Origin of the sequence: Methylobacterium sp. Leaf89, assembly GCF_001422215.1 — a bacterium.
Lineage (GTDB): Bacteria > Pseudomonadota > Alphaproteobacteria > Rhizobiales > Beijerinckiaceae > Methylobacterium.
In genome coordinates this window covers 201,093-219,319 of sequence record NZ_LMML01000009.1, presented here as the reverse complement: position 1 = coordinate 219,319, position 18,227 = coordinate 201,093, and the positions used below count along the sequence as shown (strand labels likewise).

19 protein-coding genes are annotated in these 18,227 nt (G+C 72.1%); 7 read left to right on the top strand and 12 right to left on the bottom strand.

Going from position 1 to position 18,227, the window contains the following annotated elements:
- Positions 1-175 precede the first annotated feature (175 nt).
- From argF to ASF18_RS04765, 3 genes are all read left to right on the top strand, one after another.
- Entirely contained in the window at positions 176-1,129 is a 954-nt protein-coding gene (gene argF, locus ASF18_RS04775) for an ornithine carbamoyltransferase (RefSeq protein WP_056214080.1), read from the top strand.
- 272 nt (positions 1,130-1,401) lie between these two features.
- Positions 1,402-2,421, top strand: a complete 1,020-nt coding sequence (locus ASF18_RS04770; RefSeq protein ID WP_056349864.1) for an Hsp33 family molecular chaperone — start codon at positions 1,402-1,404, stop codon at positions 2,419-2,421.
- Positions 2,422-2,594: 173 nt separating this feature from the next.
- The gene (locus ASF18_RS04765) at positions 2,595-3,791 is read left to right on the top strand and encodes a hypothetical protein (RefSeq protein WP_056349862.1); all 1,197 of its coding nucleotides are present in this window, start codon (positions 2,595-2,597) and stop codon (positions 3,789-3,791) included.
- A 61-nt stretch (positions 3,792-3,852) separates the two neighbouring features.
- Here the strand turns inward: ASF18_RS04765 and speG are convergent, their stop codons facing one another.
- Genes speG through apaG form a run of 3 tightly spaced genes read right to left on the bottom strand, consistent with a single transcriptional unit; the run spans position 3,853 to position 6,003 of the window.
- Positions 3,853-4,437, bottom strand: coding sequence for a spermidine N1-acetyltransferase (gene speG, locus ASF18_RS04760; RefSeq protein WP_056277728.1), 585 nt, complete (start codon positions 4,435-4,437; stop codon positions 3,853-3,855).
- Positions 4,434-5,606, bottom strand: a complete 1,173-nt coding sequence (argE, locus tag ASF18_RS04755) for an acetylornithine deacetylase (RefSeq protein WP_056349860.1) — start codon at positions 5,604-5,606, stop codon at positions 4,434-4,436. The genes speG and argE overlap by 4 nt, the downstream gene beginning before the upstream one ends.
- A gap of 4 nt (positions 5,607-5,610) precedes the next feature.
- Complete coding sequence (gene apaG / locus ASF18_RS04750; RefSeq protein ID WP_055950877.1) at positions 5,611-6,003, bottom strand: Co2+/Mg2+ efflux protein ApaG; 393 nt, start codon at positions 6,001-6,003, stop codon at positions 5,611-5,613.
- 144 nt (positions 6,004-6,147) lie between these two features.
- Here apaG and ASF18_RS04745 point away from each other — a divergent pair, with 144 nt between their 5' ends.
- A complete protein-coding gene (locus tag ASF18_RS04745) occupies positions 6,148-6,567 on the top strand; it encodes a hypothetical protein (RefSeq protein WP_056349857.1) in 420 nt (139 codons plus the stop codon).
- Between the two features lie 99 nt (positions 6,568-6,666).
- Positions 6,667-7,785 (top strand): 2'-deoxycytidine 5'-triphosphate deaminase, encoded by a 1,119-nt coding sequence (locus tag ASF18_RS04740; RefSeq protein ID WP_056349854.1) that lies wholly within the window; start codon positions 6,667-6,669, stop codon positions 7,783-7,785.
- Positions 7,786-7,864: 79 nt separating this feature from the next.
- Here ASF18_RS04740 and ASF18_RS04735 read toward each other — a convergent pair whose 3' ends face one another.
- Positions 7,865-8,950 carry a putative sulfate exporter family transporter gene (locus ASF18_RS04735; protein WP_082487065.1) on the bottom strand — a complete coding sequence of 362 codons (1,086 nt, stop codon included), beginning with the start codon at positions 8,948-8,950 and terminating at the stop codon, positions 7,865-7,867.
- A gap of 134 nt (positions 8,951-9,084) precedes the next feature.
- On the opposite strand from ASF18_RS04735, the gene ASF18_RS04730 reads away from it, so the two are divergent.
- Positions 9,085-9,327, top strand: a complete 243-nt coding sequence (locus ASF18_RS04730; RefSeq protein WP_056214107.1) for a hypothetical protein — start codon at positions 9,085-9,087, stop codon at positions 9,325-9,327.
- 45 nt (positions 9,328-9,372) lie between these two features.
- Here ASF18_RS04730 and ASF18_RS04725 read toward each other — a convergent pair whose 3' ends face one another.
- The 8 genes from ASF18_RS04725 to ASF18_RS04690 all read right to left on the bottom strand — a co-directional run bounded on the left by ASF18_RS04725 (position 9,373) and on the right by ASF18_RS04690 (position 17,024).
- Positions 9,373-9,705, bottom strand: coding sequence for a hypothetical protein (locus tag ASF18_RS04725; RefSeq protein ID WP_056349853.1), 333 nt, complete (start codon positions 9,703-9,705; stop codon positions 9,373-9,375).
- A gap of 11 nt (positions 9,706-9,716) precedes the next feature.
- Positions 9,717-10,931, bottom strand: coding sequence for a molybdopterin-dependent oxidoreductase (locus tag ASF18_RS04720; RefSeq protein WP_056349851.1), 1,215 nt, complete (start codon positions 10,929-10,931; stop codon positions 9,717-9,719).
- 38 nt (positions 10,932-10,969) lie between these two features.
- Positions 10,970-11,698, bottom strand: a complete 729-nt coding sequence (locus ASF18_RS04715; RefSeq protein ID WP_056214262.1) for a GntR family transcriptional regulator — start codon at positions 11,696-11,698, stop codon at positions 10,970-10,972.
- 161 nt (positions 11,699-11,859) lie between these two features.
- Positions 11,860-12,849 (bottom strand): Ldh family oxidoreductase, encoded by a 990-nt coding sequence (locus tag ASF18_RS04710; RefSeq protein ID WP_056349848.1) that lies wholly within the window; start codon positions 12,847-12,849, stop codon positions 11,860-11,862.
- A 6-nt stretch (positions 12,850-12,855) separates the two neighbouring features.
- The gene (locus tag ASF18_RS04705; RefSeq protein ID WP_200917511.1) at positions 12,856-13,797 is read right to left on the bottom strand and encodes an NAD(P)-dependent oxidoreductase; all 942 of its coding nucleotides are present in this window, start codon (positions 13,795-13,797) and stop codon (positions 12,856-12,858) included.
- An 89-nt stretch (positions 13,798-13,886) separates the two neighbouring features.
- Positions 13,887-15,254 (bottom strand): cation:dicarboxylase symporter family transporter, encoded by a 1,368-nt coding sequence (locus ASF18_RS04700; RefSeq protein WP_056277870.1) that lies wholly within the window; start codon positions 15,252-15,254, stop codon positions 13,887-13,889.
- A 164-nt stretch (positions 15,255-15,418) separates the two neighbouring features.
- A complete protein-coding gene (locus ASF18_RS04695) occupies positions 15,419-16,570 on the bottom strand; it encodes a UxaA family hydrolase (RefSeq protein WP_156389594.1) in 1,152 nt (383 codons plus the stop codon).
- Positions 16,571-16,706: 136 nt separating this feature from the next.
- Positions 16,707-17,024: a UxaA family hydrolase gene (locus ASF18_RS04690; protein WP_056214120.1), complete on the bottom strand. Its 318-nt coding sequence runs from the start codon at positions 17,022-17,024 to the stop codon at positions 16,707-16,709.
- A gap of 277 nt (positions 17,025-17,301) precedes the next feature.
- Here ASF18_RS04690 and ASF18_RS04685 point away from each other — a divergent pair, with 277 nt between their 5' ends.
- Positions 17,302-18,045: a sulfite exporter TauE/SafE family protein gene (locus tag ASF18_RS04685; RefSeq protein WP_056214123.1), complete on the top strand. Its 744-nt coding sequence runs from the start codon at positions 17,302-17,304 to the stop codon at positions 18,043-18,045.
- The last annotated feature ends 182 nt before the right edge of the window (positions 18,046-18,227 follow it).

Here is an 18,227-nt window from a genome sequence, read left to right as displayed (position 1 = left end):
CGACGTGGCGGAGGCGGTCACCCGCCTCGACACGGCGGCCGGCCGGCTCGGGACGCGCCTGCGCGGCGCCGCCGAGTAACCGCCAGGAACCGGGCGCGTCACCGGACGGCCGCGACGCCGCCCCGCCCCGACCGAAACTGCCCTGACCGGGACCACGCACACGAAGAACGGACCGATGACCACGACACTGAACGGGACCGGCCACGGAACCCGCCACTTCCTTGACCTCAAGGACTTCTCGGCCGAGCAGCTGCGCACGGTGCTGGACGCCGCCGCCCGCATCAAGGCGCGCCGCCGCAAGGGCACGCTGGCCGAGGACCGCCCCCTCATCGGCAAGACCCTGGCGATGGTGTTCGACCGGCCCTCGACCCGGACCCGGGTGTCGTTCGACGTCGGCATGCGCGAGCTCGGCGGCGAGACCCTGATGCTGACGGGGAGCGAGATGCAGCTCGGCCGCGGCGAGACCGTGGGCGACACCGCCCGGGTGCTCTCGCGCTACGTCGACGCGATCATGATCCGCATCCTGGACCACGGCCTGATGCTGGAGCTGGCCGAGTACGCCACCGTGCCGGTGATCAACGCCCTGACCAAGGTCTCGCACCCGTGCCAGATCATGGCCGACCTCCTGACCTTCGAGGAGCATCGCGGGCCGATCCGGGGCCGCACCGTGGCCTGGTCGGGGGACGCCAACAACGTGCTCGCCTCCTGGGTGCACGCCGCCGCGCGCTTCGACTTCACCCTCAACATCGCGGCCCCGCCGGAGCTGTCGACGCCCCAGCCGCTCCTCGACTGGGCGAAGGCGCAGGGCGCCACCGTCAACGTCACCACCGACGCCTACGAAGCGGTGGACGGAGCGGACGCGGTGGTCACCGATTGCTGGGTCTCCATGGGCGACGAGGACGACCAGCACCGGCACAACCTGCTGGTGCCCTACCGGGTCGATGCCCGCCTGATGGCCGCCGCGGCCCAGGACGCGATCTTCATGCACTGCCTGCCGGCCCATCGCGGCGAGGAGGTGACCGCCGAAGTGATCGACGGCCCGCAATCGGTGATCTTCGACGAGGCCGAGAACCGCCTGCATGCCCAGAAGGGCATCCTCGCCTGGTGCCTGCAGGCCCACGGCCTCTGACGGCCGGGACCGCCCCCGGGGGGCGGCCTGGTGCGGGACCACCCGTGCACGGGCCGCATCCCCGCCCCGTCGCGCCGCCGCGCCCGGATGCCTATATGGGGACCGTTCTTCCCTGAGGGTTGGGCGCGGCCGCGCGACGCGCGCGGCCGTTCCGACCGGTACGCCGCCGAGACCGTTCGGCGATCTCACGACCCCGCCCCCGAGGGGTCGCGCGGTCCGTGGCCCAGCCCTCGCGTTCGTCGAGCCCGATCGGAGCTGCCATGACTTCTGGAATGCCTGCTGGAACGACCACGGGATCCGTCCCGCCGCTCCTCATCGAGGGCGATGACGACGTGGTGCTGCCCTTCGCCGTCGAGGCCCTCGACGTGCGCGGCCGCGTGGTCCGCCTCGGCCCGTCCGTCGACACCATCCTGCGCCGGCACGGCTATCCCGATGCGGTGGCCCGCCTCCTCGGCGAGGCGGCGGCGCTCACCGTGCTCCTCGGCTCGTCCCTGAAGTTCGAGGGCCGCTTCCAGCTCCAGACCAAGACCGACGGCCCGGTGGAGATGATCGTGGTCGACTTCGAGGCGCCCGACCGCCTGCGCGCCACGGCGCGCTTCGACACCGCGCGGGTGGACGCCCTCGGGGCCGGCCCGCTCCAGGACCCGGACCTGATCGGGCAGGGGCACCTGGCCATGACCATCGACCAGGGTCCCACCAGCAGCCGCTACCAGGGCGTCGTCGCCCTGGAGTGCCAGAGCCTCGAGGAGGCGGCGCACCAGTACTTCCGCCAGTCCGAGCAGATCCCGACCCAGGTCCGCCTCGCGGTGGCCGAGCAATATGCCGGCGGCGCCCGGACCTACCGGGCCGGCGGCCTCCTGGTGCAGTTCCTGCCGCAATCCATCGACCGGGCCCGGCTCGCCGACCTGCCCCCGGGCGACATCCCCGAGGGCCACGTCCACCTCGACGCGAACGGCGTGCCCGAGGACGACGCCTGGGTCGAGGCGCGCAGCCTCGTGTCCACCATCGAGGACCACGAGCTCGTCGACCCGGAGGTCTCGGCCGAGCGCCTGCTCTACCGCCTGTTCCACGAGCGCGGCGTGCGGGTGTTCGAGGCGCAGGCGGTGCACGAGCAGTGCCGCTGCTCGCCCGAGCGGGTGATGGGCATGATCACCTCGTTCTCGCCTCAGGAGCGCCGGGACATGATCGCCGATGACGGGCGCATCGGCATCACCTGCGAGTTCTGCTCACGGCGCTACGACCTCGATCCGGCGGCGGTGGAAGCCGAAGTCGCAGCCCAGTCGGGCCCCTGATCCGGGGCTGCCGCGACAGGTGTCGCGGCAGCATCGCCAAGCTTGACCTTTGACGAGGACAAGACGCCGCAAATGCTCGCGCCTACAGCCGGGCCTCGCATTTGAACCGTTTCTCAGGTTTCGACGTTTGGGGTTTCTCAAGAGTGCTCGACAAGAGCTCAGGAGGAACGTCGATGAAGACATTCGTGGTCGGCAAAAATCTGGTCAGCAAGAATATCGTCGTCGGTCTGACGGCACTGCTGATGACGACGTCAGCCTACGCCCAGGGCGCGGGCCAGGCCGGCACCGCCGGCGGCAGCGAGGCCGGCGGCCGTGGTGGGGCCGCCGCCCGCAGCCAGGGCGGCGCCGAGGGCGCTTCGGGCGGCGCCCGCAGCGAGATGGGCGGACGGGCCGAGGCGGGCGGACGCCGCGAGGGCAGTCGCATGGAGAGCGGCGGGCGCGGCGACACGGCGGCCCGCGAGTCCCAGGGCCGGGATTCCCAGGCCCGAGATTCTCAGGCCCGAGATTCGCAGAACAAGGATTCGCAGGCCCGCAGCGCGGACCGGGGCGACCGCGACGGTGCGCGCGGCGACCGGGCGACCCGGACCTCGTCCCGGGAGGACCGGGTCGGCGGCCGCGAGCAGCGCGACCGCGTCTCGGTCAACACCCGCAGCGAGTCGCGCAGCGAACGCTTCGAGGGCGGACGCCGCTCGGGCCGCTTCGTCTTCATCGGCGGCCAGCGCGTGGTCTACGGCTCGCCGGAATATCGCCGCCTCGTCACCATCGAGCATCGCGGCGGCGACCGCGTGGTCGAGCGCGCGCGCCGGCGCTACGTCACCATCCGCGGTCAGCGCGTCCTCTACGGCTCGCCCCAGTACCGCCGCCTCGTCCGCGTCGAGGAGACGACCACCCGCCGTCCCGGCACCCGCTATGTCGTGGTGCGCGGCCAGCGCGTGGTCTACGGCTCGCCCGAGTATCGCCGCCTGACGGTGACCGAACGCCGGGGCGGCACCGTCGGCGCCCGCTTCGAGGAGCGGGGCTTCCGCGGCAAGGCCGTCTCGTCCCGCACCGACGCGCGGCGCGACACGCGCAACGTCCGCTCGACCGAGACCACGTCGCGGGATGGCATCCGCAACGCCGACACCCGCCAGCAGGGGGGCCGCAACGGTGCCTCGGCCGAGCGCGACACGAACCGCGACCGCGGGACCGAGGGCTCGGGCATCCGCAACGCGGCCGACCGCTCGGGCGGCGCCGAGCGCGGCACCATGAACACCGGCAACCGGACCGGCGGGGCCGAGCGCGGCCTGAATGCCGGCGCGCAGGGCGGCAAGGCCGGCAGCATGGGTGGCGGCGAGCGCAGCGGCGGGCAGGGCGGCGCGGGCCGCAACTGATCGCGAAGGCCGATCGCAGGACCTGAACGCGGCGCCGGACCTCCTCGCGGGGGTCCGGCGCTCACGCCTTCAGGACGGGATCGGCGATGTCGCCGCCGCCCCGGCGGGCGAGGTAGGCGGGCTGGAACAGGCACATCCGCACTGCGTCGCGGTACTTGCCGTTGACGAAGAACTCGTCCTTCAGGATGCCCTCGGGCTCGAAGCCGCAGCGCTCGTAGATCCGCACCGCGCGGGCATTGTCCTTGTCCACGTGCAGGTAGAGCTTGTGGATGTTGAGGACGCTGAAGGCGTAGTCCATGGCGATGCGCGTGGCCCGCGGGGCGTAGCCCTGGCCCTGGAAGGCCGGGTGGATCGCGATCTGGAATTCGCAGCGCCGGTGCAGGTGGTTGATCTCCACGAGCTCGACGAGGCCGGCGGGGGCGCCGTCCGCATTGGCGATGATGAAGCGCCGCTCGGTCTGGTTGTGGATGTTGCGCTCGTAGAGCTGCGCCAGTTCGGCGAAGGACTCGTAGGCCTCCTCGAACCAGTAGCGCATGATGCTGTCGTTGTTGTTGAGCTGATGCACGAACATCAGGTCCTCGCGCTCCAGCGGGCGCAGCTTCACCGGCCCATCCGCCGCGATGGTGCGGGGCACGAAGGCGGTCATGGGGTCACGCACGCCGCCGCGAGGCGGTCCATGAAGGCCTCGCCGGCCTTGAGCGCCGCGAGCGTGATGTACTCGTCCGGCTGGTGCGCCTGGTCGATGGAGCCGGGGCCGCAGACCACGGTGGGGATGCCGGCGACCTGGAAGCGCCCGGCCTCCGTGGCGTAGGGCACCGAGATCGTGTGGTTGCGCTCCGCCACCCGGAGGGCCAGCCGCTCGGCCGCCGAGCCGGGCTCCGGGGCGAGGCCCGGCACCGCCACCTCCTCCAGCGTCTCGATCCGCCCGTAATCGCCGTAGCGGTTGAGCCGGTCGCGCAGCACGGTGCGCACCTTGGCCTCGAACAGGGCGGGGATCTCGCCCATGTCGAGGTCGGGCAGGCCGCGGAACTCCCAGTGGAAGGTGCAGACCTTGGGCAGGATGTTGCGGGCCGTGCCACCCGCGATGGTGCCCACATGCACGGTGGTGGCGGGCGGGTCGAAGCGGCCCGAGGCGTCGCCCCGGGCGATCATCGCGTCGGCGATCCGGTTCAGCTCCGAGACGAGGTCGGCCGCCGCCATCACGGCGTTGGCCCCGAGCATCGGCTTGGCCGAGTGGGCCTCGTGCCCGTGCACGGTGGTGAGATAGGTGACGATGCTCTTGTGCGCGTCGGCCACTTCGAGGTCGGTGGGCTCGCCGACGATCACCGCGCCCGGGCGCGGCAGGTCGGCCCCGAACCGCGCGATCGTGTCGGCCACACCCAGGCAGGTGGTCTCCTCGTCGTAGGACAGGAGGATGTGGATCGGACGCTCGAGGCCGGCGGCCTGGAAGCGCGGGATCGCCGCGAGCGCCAGGGCGCAGAAGCCCTTCATGTCGACGGCGCCGCGGCCGTAGGCACGCCCGTCCGCCACCCGCAGGGTGAAGGGGTCGGCGCTCCAGGCCTGCCCCGTCACCGGCACCACGTCGGTATGGCCCGAGAGCACGATGCCGCCGTCGACCATCGGGCCGATGGTGGCGAACAGGGCCGCCTTGTCGCCGGCCGCGTTGGGCACGCGGACGAAGGGCACGCCGAGGTTGTCGAGGGCGGCCGCCACGCAGTCGATGAGCGCGAGGTTCGATTTCGAACTCTCGGTGTCGAAGGCCACGAGCTGCGCCAGCCAGTCGAGGGTCTCCGGGCGCGGGCCTTCGGTGGACATCACCCTAGTGCACGCTGCGGCGGACATGGGGCGAATCGAGCGAGAAGGCCGGGATCTCCGCCTCGAAGCTCTCGCCCCCATGGGTCGCCATGGTGTAGCTGCCGGCCATCAGGCCGTCCGGCGTGGTGAGCGGGCAGCCGCTGGTGTAGCTGAACGATTCGCCCGGCTCGAGCACCGGCTGCTTGCCGACCACCCCGGCGCCGCGGACCTCCTGGGTCTCGCCGCGCCCGTCGACGATGCGCCAGTGGCGGGAGCGCAGCTGCACCTGCTCGGGGCCGTTGTTCACGATCTCGACCGTGTAGGCGAAGAAGTAGCGGCTCTCGGCCGGCGACGATTCTTCCTCGACGAAGCGAGGCATCACGGTCACGCTGATCCCGCGCGTCTGGGCCTTGTACATCCCCGTCATGCCTCCCTGGCCGGACCTGAACCCCGAGCGCGCTGCGTTCGCGACAAGCACAGGGCGTCGTGGTACGGCCCTCGCAAAACCGCGTCAATCGTGGCGAATGCGGGGGTGCCCGCGCAAGAACGAGGTCCGTGCCCCGTGGTCGAGGAGACCGTTTCGCGCCTGTCCGTCCGGTCCGCCGGCCGGGCCCTCCTCGCCAGCCTCGCCCTCGCGGGCCTGACCGCCGCCTTCGCCTGGGCCGCGCCCGAGCGCAACGGCTGGGCCGCCCTGGCGCTGGCCGTGGCGCTGGCCCTCGACGGGCTGGCGCAGGGGGCGGGGGCCTGGCTGGCCCGCCGCGGAGGCGGGCCGCCCCGGATCGCCGGCCTGCCCTCCCTGGTGCTGGCCTTCGGACCGGCCGCCGGCCTCGGCACGGTCCTGTTCGCCGTCGCCCTGGCGGCCTGGCCCGCCGGCTTCCCGATCCTCGCCAGCGCGCTCGCGGGTCTGATCGCCATGGGCGCCATCGCGCGCCTCGTCCTCGCCTGGATCGTCCTGCGGATCGCGCAAGACCCGGAGGCTTAACCGGACCTTAGGCGATCCGGCCGCATTTCGTGCAGAATGCGGCGTTCCCGCCCCGGCCGCCGGGGTGGTGCCCGATCGACGAGCGGGTGGTGCGAGCGGATGCAAGACGGGATTCGGGCCGCGATGCAGGACGGGGCGGACAGCCGCCAGCACGGGATTCTGGCCGCGGCCGGGATCGCAGCGCTGACGCGCGCGGGCGCGATCCGGCCCGACATGCCCTACGCGCCCGACCAGATCCAGCCCGCGAGCCTCGACCTGCGCCTCGGCGCCCGGGTGTTCCGCGTGCGCACCAGCTTCCTCCCCGGCACCCGCACGGTCTCCGCCTGCATCGAGGCCTTCGCCCTGCACGAGATGGACCTTCGCCACGGGGCCGTGCTGGAAACGGGCTGCGTGTACATCGCCGAGCTGCAGGAGCATCTCGCCCTGCCGGGCGACCTCGCGGCCAGCGCCAACCCGAAGAGCTCCACCGGCCGCATCGACGTCTTCACCCGCGTCATCACCGACCGGGGCGCCGCCTTCGACCAGGTCGAGGCCGGCTATCACGGGCCGCTCTATGCGGAGATCTCGCCCCGCACCTTCCCGGTGAAGGTCCGCACCGGCTCGCGCCTGTCGCAGATCCGGTTCCGGCGCGGCGAGCCCCGCCTCAGCGACGCCGAGCTCGCCGCCCTGCACGCCGCCTCGCCCCTGGTCGACGCCCCGACCCCGACCTTCCAGGGCGGCATCGGCGTCTCCATCGACCTCGCGGGCTTCTCCGGCCTCATCGGCTACCGCGCCCGGCGCCATACCGGCCTCGTCGACGTCGACGCCCCGGGCACGCACCGGGCGGCGGATTTCTGGGAGCCCCTGCACGCCGACCCGTCCCGGGCCCTGATCCTCGATCCAGGCCAGTTCTACATCCTGGCCTCCAAGGAGGCCGTGCAGGTGCCGCCCGACTTCGCCGCCGAGATGGTGCCGTTCGACCCCCTGGTGGGCGAGTTCCGGGTCCACTACGCCGGCTTCTTCGATCCGGGCTTCGGCTTCGCCGCCGCGGGCGGGGCGGGGGCCCGCGCCGTCCTCGAGGTGCGCTCGCGCGACGTGCCGTTCCTGCTCGAGGACGGCCAGATCGTCGGCCGCCTCGTCTACGAGCGCATGGCCGAGCGCCCCGCCACCCTGTACGGCGCGGGCGCGGGCTCGAACTACCAGGCCCAGGGGCTGAAGCTCTCCAAGCACTTCGTCTGAGACAGGCCCTTCCTCCGAGAGGGCCGTTCCGCCTGACGGACGAGCGGCGGCCGGATTCGGGCCGCCGCCGGGGACCCGCTCAGGCGATCCCGAGGGCCCAGATCAGGGACAGGCTGACGACCAGGAGGACGACGAGGGAGCCGGTCACCGCCAGGGTGACCCGGCCGCCCACCCGCGCCAGCACCCGCACGTCGACGCCGAGGCCGAGCGCCGCCATCGACACCACGGTGAGGAGGCCCGCCAGCCGCGTCACCGGCTGGGAGGCCGCGTCCGGGATGAGCCCGGCCGAGCGCAGGGTCGCGAGCGCCAGGAAGCCCAGGATGAACCAGGGCACGATCTTGAAGAAGCCGAGGCGCCCGGGCCGGCCCTTGGCCGACGCGCCCTCCGCCGGCAAGTGCGGCGCGATGAACGAGAAGGCCACAACCACCGGCCCGAGCATCAGGACGCGCACGAGCTTGACCAGGGTGCCGACCTGGGTCGCCAGGATGCCCACCGGCACCGTGGCGGCGAGCACCTGCGGCACCGCATAGACGGTGAGGCCCGCCAGGGTGCCGTACTGGTGCTCGGACAGGCCGGCGAGGGGGATGAACAGGGGCAGGCCCAGCACCATCAGCACGCCGAGCACCGCCGTGAAGGCGATGGCGGCCACCACGTCCTTGCTGTCGGCCCCGATCACCGGCGCCACCGCGGCGATGGCGGAGTTGCCGCAGATCGCGTTGCCGCAGGCCACCAGGATCGCCATGCGGGACGGCAGGCCGAGCACCCGGCAGATGGCGTAGCTGGCCACGATCGCCAGCACCACCGTGGCGACGATGCCCACGAGGAGGCTCGTGCCGGAGGCGACGATGGCCCCGAGGCTGATCGAGGCGCCGAGCAGGGTGACGGCCAGTTCGAGCACCTGCTTGGCCGAGAAGGCGATGCCGGCCCGGAAGCGCTCGCCCGGGCTCCACAGGGTGCGCAGCGCGATCCCCAGCAGGATCGCGATGACCAGGGCCTCGACGTAGGGGTGGCCCGTGGCGCGCTCCTCCAGGGCCTGGACGGCCAGGGCCGCCGCCGTGACGGCGAGGCAGACGCAGAGGCCGGGCACCAGGGAGGCGATCCGGCCACCGGCGGCCTCCGGCTTGCCCGCTCCGGCGGGGGCCGTCGTGATGCTCTTGGTGCTCATGCTGCCTTTCCGCGAGGCAATCGGAAGGAAATTCTGCCCCGGGCGCGGCCGCGAGAACAATACTCTCCCGTGGCGAAAATCTTCGCAAAACCCATCCATTGATTGGGCAGGGTCGAAGCGCGACATTCACCCCCATGAGCAACCGGTCCGACAACGCAGCGATGGCCTACGATCCCTTCGGCGAGCCCGTCGAGATCGCGTGCCAGGGCGCCCCCACCGCGGGCGACCGTCGGGCGCGCAGCGTCGCCGTGATCGGCTTCTGGCTGGTCGCCGCGACTCTGACGGCGAGCCGCGTCTACCTGGCCGACGAGCCGGTGGCGCAGATGGTCGCGAACGCTCATGCGCAGGTTGCCGCCTTCATCACCGCCATCCTGTAAGGGTCCGGCGCCGCCCGGTGCGGCGTCCGTCATTCGGTCCGACGCCTAGTACGCCGCCGCGAGGTAGTCCGCGATGGCCTTGCCGTCCGCCTCGTCGACCGGGGCGTGATAGACCTTGCGCATCTTCGTCACCTCGCTGGTCCAGAAGGCCGCGCCCTGGCCCGGCGGCTGCATCGCGATGTAGTCCACCCCGTGGCAGCTCTGGCAATGGGCCTCGGCTGACGCGCGGCCGGCCTCGTGGCCGGGGGCCGAGCGCAGCTGCGCGGTCGGCTCCGGCCGGTCGTAGGTCCGGGGCGCGGCGGCGGCCGGCAGGCCGGCCCAAAGTCCGGCCAGGAGGCCGGTGGCGGCCAGCGCCGCCGCGCGGGAACGCACGGTCATCCTGTCTCTCCTCATGCGGCCTGCACCCGGACGGTCTCGACGACGTTGCGCATGTAGCCCGGCGGGTTCCAGCGCGGTTCCATCGGCTGGGTGGCGCCGTCCTGGCCCGTCGCCCGGACCCGGAGGGCATGCGCCCCCGCGGGGAGGTCGACCGACAGGGTCCAGGGCCGGAACGCATAGCGCCCCAGATCGGGGCCGAGGTGCGCCTCCGTCCAGCTTCGCCCGTCATCGGTGGAGACCGCCACCGCCCGGATGCCCGAACCGCCGTCGAAGGCGATGCCGCGCAACGCCGTCCGGCCGGCCGGGATCACGGCCCCGTCGGCGAGGTTGGTGACGAAGGAGCGGATGGCGAAGCGGTTGATCGGCACGGTGGCCTTGGGGGTCTGGCCGGGCTCGACGCAGGCGCAGGCATTGTCCGGGATGCGGTAGGCCGCGCGCATCCAGAATCCCTCGTAAGGCTTGTCCGTCACCGTGATCGCGTTGAGGTGCTTGACCCAGTAGGTGCCGTAGAAGCCCGGCACCACGAGGCGCAGGGGATAGCCGTTGAGCCAGGGCAGGTCCTCGCCGTTCATGGCCCAGGCCAGCATCACCTCGCCGTCGCGGGCATGGTCGATGGCGAGCGCCTTGGCGAAGTCCGGGGTCTCGGGCAGGACCGGGCCGTCGAGGCCCTCGAAGACGACCTGCACCGCCCCGGCCTTCACGCCCGCCCGGTCGAGCACCGCCTTCAGGGGCACGCCGGTCCAGCGGGCGTTGCCCATGGCGCCGTTGGCGAGCTGCCCGCCGGCGACCCGCGGCGCGACGAAGCCACGCGAATTGCCCGAGCACTGGTTGACCGCGACGATCTCGGCGCCCGGCATCGCCTTCAGGGCGGCCAGCGACAGTCCGACCGGTCCGTCCACATGCCCCGACACCGTCAGGCGGAAGGTCTCGGGATCGATCGCGGTCGGAATGTCGGCGAGGTGGTAGCGAACGAAGAAGGCGTCGTTCGGCGTGATGACCCCTTCGTCGAACACCGCGAAGGGCGTCTCGAGCTGCGGCGGCCGCGCCGTCATCTGCAGGAGCGGGCGCTTGCCCGGATAGGCCACCAGGGGGCGCTCGCCGTTGCCGAAGGGCAGGGTGACGACCTCGCCGGCCCGGGCCGCCCAGGGCGCCAGGGCGGCGCCGGACGCCGCGATCAGGCCGGCCCCGGCCTGCCGGAGGAGCGTTCTGCGATCGGTCTCGGTCATCCCGGTCTCTCCCGTCCGGCTGAAGGCGTCCCGCGCGGTCAGCGCAGGACGGAGGCGTAGTGGATGTCCTCGGTGAGGCAGGTCGACAGGCGCCACTCCACCGGCCGGTCCTCGAGATCGACGGCGACCCGGTCGACCTCGAGCACCGGAATCCCCGCCGGCACCCCCAGCAGGGGCGCCTTGTCGGGGGCCAGGGCGATCGCCTTGAGGCGCTCGTGCGCGGTGGCGATCGTGATGCCGAACCGGGTCGCGTAGAGGCTGTAGAGCGTGTTCGGGAGCTCCATCGCGGCCAGGCCGGGGAACAGGCTCGACGGCACGGCGATCGTCTCGACGAGGCAGATCCGTCCGTCGAGGGCGCGCACCCGCTCCAGCCGCACCACGCGCGCGTTGCGCAGGAGTGCGAGCCGGTCGCGCTCGTCGATGGTGGCCGCGGCCTCCGCGATCGCCACGACGCGGCTGGTCGGGGTGCCGGCCACCGCCCCGTCGGGGCGCAGCTTGAAGAAGCGGAAGACGCTCTGCTTGTCATCGTGCTCGGCCACGAAGGTGCCGCGCCCCTGGCGGCGCACCAGCAGGCTGTCGGCGGTGAGGGCGTCGAGGGCCTTGCGGACCGTGCCCTGGCTGACGCCGAGCTCGGCCGCCAGCACGCCCTCGCTGGGCAGGATCTGGCCCGGCTGCCAGACGGCGTCGGCGAGGCGGCGCAGGAGCGTGTCGTAGACCTGCCGATAGAGCGGCCGGAACCCCACCGCATTCCCACCTGTGCGTTCCATGTCGGTGCGCCGCTGCTCCCCGGGCGTGGGCGGAGGAAAGGAGAGGTTTCCCAGCACGGTGTCCCGTCCCTCGTTAAGGCCGAGCCCCGCTCCGGGCAATCGGTCGATCCGCAGGGCCGGCGGCCGGGGGCGGGTCCCGCTCGGGAGGGCGGCCTTCATCGTCAGAGCGCCTCGATCTCGGCCACGAGGGCGTCCGGGACGGCGAGCCCCTCGGCCTCGGCCCGGGCCCGGAGGGCGAGGCGGCGGGCCCCGGGCAGGCGGGCCCCGTCCTGCGCCTCGATGGAGCCGGCGAGCTCCGCGAACCGGGCCAGCGCCCCGGGGCCGAAGGCATCCACCGCGAGGGCGATGACGAGCTGCCCGGTGCCCGGCGGATCGCCCTCGGCGTCGAGGAACGAGCTCGCCTCGCCGGCGAAGCGCCCGCCGGTCAGGCCGGCCGCGAGGAGTTCCACCATCAGGGCCAGCGCCGTGCCCTTGGCGTCGCCGAGCGGCACCATGGTGCCCTTCAGGGCCGCGGCCGGGTCGGTGGTCGGCGCGCCCGCGGCATCGAGGGCCCAGCCCTCGGGGATGGCCTCGCCGCGCTGGCGGGCGGCCATGATCGCGCCGCGGGCCACCTTCGAGAGGGACAGGTCGACCACGATCGGCGCGCGGCCGGGCAGGGGGCAGGCGAAGGCGAGGGGGTTCGTCCCGAACACCGCCCGGGATCCGCCCCAGGGCGCCATGGCGGCGGGGGTGTTGGCCAGCAGGATCGCCACGAGCCCGGCCTCGGCCAGGGCCTCGACGGGACGGCCGGCCGCGCCGCAATGGTGCGAGCGCCGGATGCCGGCCGCCGCGACGCCCTGCGCACGGACCACGGCCGGGAGTTGCTCCACCACCGCGTCGAGGGCCGGGTAGGCGAAGCCGTGGGCGGCATCGACGGCGAGGAGCCCGGGCCGGGGCCGGTTCACCGCGACCGCGGCGTCGCCCACCACCTTGCCGGCCCGGACCTGGGCCGCATAGGCGGCCACCCGCGAGAGCCCGTGGCCCTTCAGCCCGTCGGCCTCGGCGCCCACGAGGGCGCGGGCGACGCTGCGGGCAGCGGGCGCGCGGGTTCCGCAGCGGACCAGGGCCTCGCTGACGAGGGCGTGGGCGGCGGCGAGGCTCAGGGTGGTCATGGCGTTTCAGTCCTCGGAGAGGTGGCGGCGCACGGCCTGGGCCGTGACGCGGGACACGCGCACGTTCGATTCCCGGGTCACCCCGGCGATGTGCGGCGTCAGGATGAGGTTGGGCACGTCGCGGAAGAGGGCGCCCGCGGCGGCCGCGAGGGGTTCCTGCGGGAAGACGTCGAGGGCGGCCCCGCCGAGATGCCCGGCCCGCAAAGCCGCCGCCACGGCCGCGCCGTCGACCACCTCGCCCCGGGCGGCATTGATGAGCACCGCCCCGGCGGGCATCCGGGCGAGGGCGTCCGCACCGATCATCCCCCGGGTCTCGGGCGTCAGCGGCACGTGCAGGGACAGGACGTCGCTTTCGGCGATGAGCCCGGCGAGATCGGCGCGCGCCACCGGACCGCAATCCGGCCGCCAGGCCGGGTCGTCGGCCGGCAGGAAGGGGTCGTGGGCCGAGACCTCCATCCCGAGGGCGAGGGCACGGCGGGCGGTCTCGCGGGCGATGGCGCCGAAGCCGACGAGGCCGAGGCGCTTACCCGAGATCTCCCGGCCCATCAGGGCATTGCGCGGCCAGGTCCCGGCCGCCACCGCGGCGCTGGCCCCGTAGGCGCCGCGCAGGAGGAGCATGGCGGTGCCGATCACGTACTCGGCCACCGCGACGTCGTTGGCGCCGGTGGCGGGATAGACGGCGACGCCGCGGGCCCGGCAGGCCGCGAGGTCGATGTTGTCGAGGCCGACGCCGAGGCGCCCGACCACCTTCAGGTCGGGGGCGGCGGCCAGGAGGGCCGCGCTCACCTGGGTGCGGTTGCGGACCACGAGGGCGTCCGCATCGGCCAGCGCCGCCCGCAGGTCCTCCGGCCGGTCGACCAGGGCCGGGTCGTACAGGGTCGCGAACCCGCCGAGCTCGGCCGCGATGGCGGCCTCGTCCATGAACTCGGCGATCACGACCTTCGGCACGCGGCCGGTTCGGGATGTCGTCGTCTCTGAGGGCGTCAGGGTGGATGGTGTCACGGCGCTGGGCCTCCGGTTTGCGGGGACGCGGCCCGTCAGGTGGCGGGGATCGCGGCGGGCATCGCCCGGTGGCGGGCCGGGCTCGGGGCGGTGGGGGCGGGCGCCTCCGCCATCGCCTCGTCCGGCTCGTCCAGGCTGTCGAGGTCGGGCTGGATGCGTCCGTCGAGGACGGCGCGGGCATGGGCGAGGTCGATCTTGCCCTCCCAGCGGGCGATCACCAGGGTCGCCACCATGTTGCCGATGGCGTTGGTGATGCAGCGCAGCTCGTTGAGGATGCGGTCGACGCCGATGATCAGCGCGATGCCGGCGACGGGGAGGAGCTGGGACGCCTGCAGGGTGGCGGCGAGCACGAACAGGATGGCCCCGGCGACCCCGGCCACCCCCTTCGAGGTCACCAGCGCGATGGCGAGGATCCCGAGCTCCTGCTCCCAGGTGAGCGGGATGTTGAGCGCCTGGGCGATGAAGCCGATCGCCATGGTGAGGTAGATGCACGAGCCGTCCATGTTGAAGGACAGGCCCGCCGGCATCACGAGGCCGGTGACGCCCTTCTCGACGGAGAGTCCGCCGAGCTTGGCCATCAGGCGCGGCAGGACCGATTCCGTGCTGGTCGTGCCGAGCAGGATGAACATCTCCTCGCGGACGTAGAGGAACAGCTTCCACAGGCTCAGGCCCACGTAGAACCGCATCACGCCGCCGAGGAACAGCACGATGAACACGAAGAAGGTCAGGTAGAGGGACAGGATCAGCATCCCGTACTGGGCCAGGATGCCGAGGCCGAACTTGCCGATGGTGAAGGCCATGGCCCCGAACGCCCCGATGGGGGCGAAGCGCATGATGATGCCCACGACCTTCATCAGGATCTCGCCGAAGGCGTGGATGACCCGGAGGGGGAACTGCCCCTTCGGCCCCATGGCGGCGAGGCCCATCCCCACCAGCACGGAGAAGAACATCACCTGCAGCAGGTCGCCCTTGGCGAAGGCGTCGACAGCGCTGTGCGGGATGATGTTGGCGATGATCTCCATCACGCTCTGGGCGTGGGCCTTGCCGGCGATCGTGGCGACGCTCTGGGCGTCCAGGCTCTCCACCGTGGCGTTGATGCCGTCGCCCGGCCGCAGCAGGTTGACGAAGAGGAGGCCGGCGCCGAGGGCCACGGTGGTCGAGACCTCGAAGTACACGAGGGTCTTCAGGCCCATGCGCCCGACGCTCTTCATGTCGCCCACATGGGCGATGCCGACCACCACCGTGCAGAAGATCACCGGCCCGACGACCATCTTGATCAGGTTGATGAACATGTCGCCGAGGATCTTCAGGCCGACGGCGAAGCCGGGGGCCAGCACGCCCACGACGATGCCGAGGGCGATGCCGATCAGGACCTGGCCGTAGATCGATCGCAAGAATTTCATTGGCGCGAACCGCATCGGCATTCCTCCCACGCGCGCTTCGGACGGGATGCGCCGCTGCGCGGTCTTCATCCCTTCGCGAAAAAACTCCGCCTTCGCGAAAACCCCGATGGCGTCGGGGCGGGACGCCGCGTTCCGGGCCGGAACGCGGCGGGAGAGGCCGCCGGTCAGGCGCTCCGGTACAGCTTCGTCATCACGAACTCGCGGTGGCCGAGGGATTCGGCGGCCGTGAGCCGTCCGTTCGCGGTCCGCACCACCATGTCGATCAGGGCGTCGCCGGCCTGCGGGATGGTCATCTCCCGGGTGAGCACGCCCGAGACGTCGACGTCGATGTGCTCGCCCATGGTGCGCACCGTGCGTGGGTTGCCGGTGATCTTGATCACCGGGACGATCGGGTTGCCGATGACGTTGCCCTGGCCGGTGGGGAAGGTGTGGACCACGTAGCCCGCCGCCGCCATCAGGGTCACGCACTCGGCCGCCGCCGAGGAGGTGTCCATGTAGTACAGGCCCGGTCCCCGGGCGGGGGACTCGGCCGGCTGCAACGCGTCGATGTAGCGGCAGTCGTGGCCGATCTTCTCGAGGTTGCCGAGCGCCTTCTCCTCGATGGTGCTCAGGCCGCCGAGGATGTTGCCCTTGGTCGGCTGGGAGTCCGAGAGGTCGTCGGTCTTGTGGGCCTCGATGACGTCGTCCTGGTAGGACTTCCACATGGCGAACCACTTGTCGCCGATCTCCGGCGTGGCGGCGCGCTCGCGGCAGAGGTGCTCGGCGCCGGTGATCTCCGAGGTCTCGCCGAACACGCCGTAGATCCCCTGCGGGATCAGCTTGTCGTAGAGGTTGCCCACGGTGGGGCAGGAGGACAGGCCGGTGGTGGTGTCGGACTCGCCGCACTTCGTCGAGATCCAGAGGTCCGAGATCGGGCATTCCTCGCGGGGCAGCTCGGTCGCCCACTGCACGAAGCGCTTGGCCTGGTAGCTCGCCTTGGCGATGGTGGCGATGTCGCCGTGCCCCTCGATGCCGAAGCCGACCACGGGCTTGCCGGTCTTGGCGATGCCCTCGACGATCCGGTTGGTCCACTGGTCCTCGATGCCGATCACCACCACGGCGGCGACGTTCGGGTTGGAGCCGATGCCGATCAGGGTGCGGAAATGGAGCTCGAGATCCTCGCCGAACTGCAGGCGGCCATAGGCGTGGGGCAGGGCCATCGTGCCCTTGACGAGGTTGGCGACCGCCTCGCAGGAGGCGTTCGAGAGATCGTCCAGGGGCAGGAGGACGACGTGGTTGCGCACGCCGACGCGGCCGTTCTCGCGGCGCCAGCCCATGAAGGTGGCGGCCGCGATGTCCGCCGAGGGGCGGGCGGCGCCGAGGGCGCCGGTGGCGAACTGGTCGGGGGCTCCGCCGACGAAGGGGGAGGTGGTCTCGGGGGCGTTCATGATGGTCTCTCCGGGCATCGCGACCTCACCAGCGCTTCGTCTTGAGGTTCTGGACATGGACGTGTTCGCCCTTGGCGACGTCCTGGACGATCTTGCCGATGTCCTGGCCGTACTTGATGGCCGTATCGCCGGCCTTCAGGTCGGTGAGCGCCACCTTGTGGCCGATCGGGATGTCGTGGCGGACATGCACCGCGAAGGTCGAATCGTCCTCGGTGATGACGCCGAACGCATCGGTGTCGGCACGCAGGCCCTCGATGACCGCGACGGCGACGTTGTCCAGCGGGCTGTGGGCGAGAAGGTGCGGCTTCGTCCGCCCCTCGCCCGATCCGGCGTGGCTGTTCATTCCGAGATCCTCCTGGGTGAAGCCGTCGGCTCTTTGCGGCAACTGAGTCTTATATAAGACATGAGATTTTCTGGCGTCAATCCGCGAGGCGAATCTGTCTCGACCGGGGATCCGGGCGGGGGAACGAGCCCCAGCGTATCGCCTCAGCCTCCGGAGCGCGCCGTCCAGGCAGGCACCGGCTTGATCCCGCGGTAATCTTATATAAGACATAAGTACTCGCGTCGTGCGGTCCGGCCGTCACGCACCCCGACGATTTCCCGGCAGACCGAGACGCAGCGTGAGCGAGACCCTCCAGATCGTCCTGTGCCTGAGCTGCGCCGGCCTCATCTCCGGCCTGACGGGCTTCGCCTTCGCCCTGGTGGCCTCCGGCACCCTGCTGTCGATCCGGGCGCCCGTCGAGGCGACGGCCCTGGTGCTGACCTGCAGCATCCTCTCGCAGGCCCTGTCGGTGATGCGGCTGCGGACCCTGCCGCCGCGGGCGACGGCCCTGGCGATGATCGGCCCCGGCCTCCTCGGGGCGCCGATCGGCATCTACCTCCTGAACGATCTCAATCCCGCTCTGATCAAGGTGCTGATCGGGGTCTTCCTGATCCTCTACAGCGCCGGCGTGGCGCTGCTGCGCAGCGACTTCCGGGTGTCGTTCGGCAATGCCTGGAGCGACGGCGCCGTGGGCTTCCTCGGCGGCATCCTCGGCGGCATCGCCGGGCTGTCGGGCGCGCTTCCCACCGCCTGGAGCCTGGTGCGCGGCTGGGACCCGCGCATGCAGCGGGCGGTCTACCAGAGCTTCACCCTGGTCCTGCAGGTCTGGTCCCTGGCGATCCTGGCCGTGCTCAACCCGTTCCCGCCCGAGCTCCTGGGCGACCTCGCCCTCGGCCTCCCCATCGTCCTCGTCAGCGTGCTGGCCGGGCTGTCGCTGTTCGCGCAGATCGACCAGCGCCGGTTCCGCGCCCTCGTCCTCGCGCTGCTCGCCGCCATCGGCGTCACCACCACCGCCCTGGCGCTCCCCGGCCTGCTGTCCTGAGGCGCGCCCCCGACGGCGGAGATGGCGGACCGCGAAGCGATCCGGCCTCGACGGGATGCGCCGCCAGGGCGCCCGCTCAAGATTGCGCGTATCACGCAAAATTGTTGACCTCATGCGCGTTATGCGCAGAATGAGCGAATCGTTGCGGTCGACCTCCGGTCGCGTGCGACGAAAAAAATCGT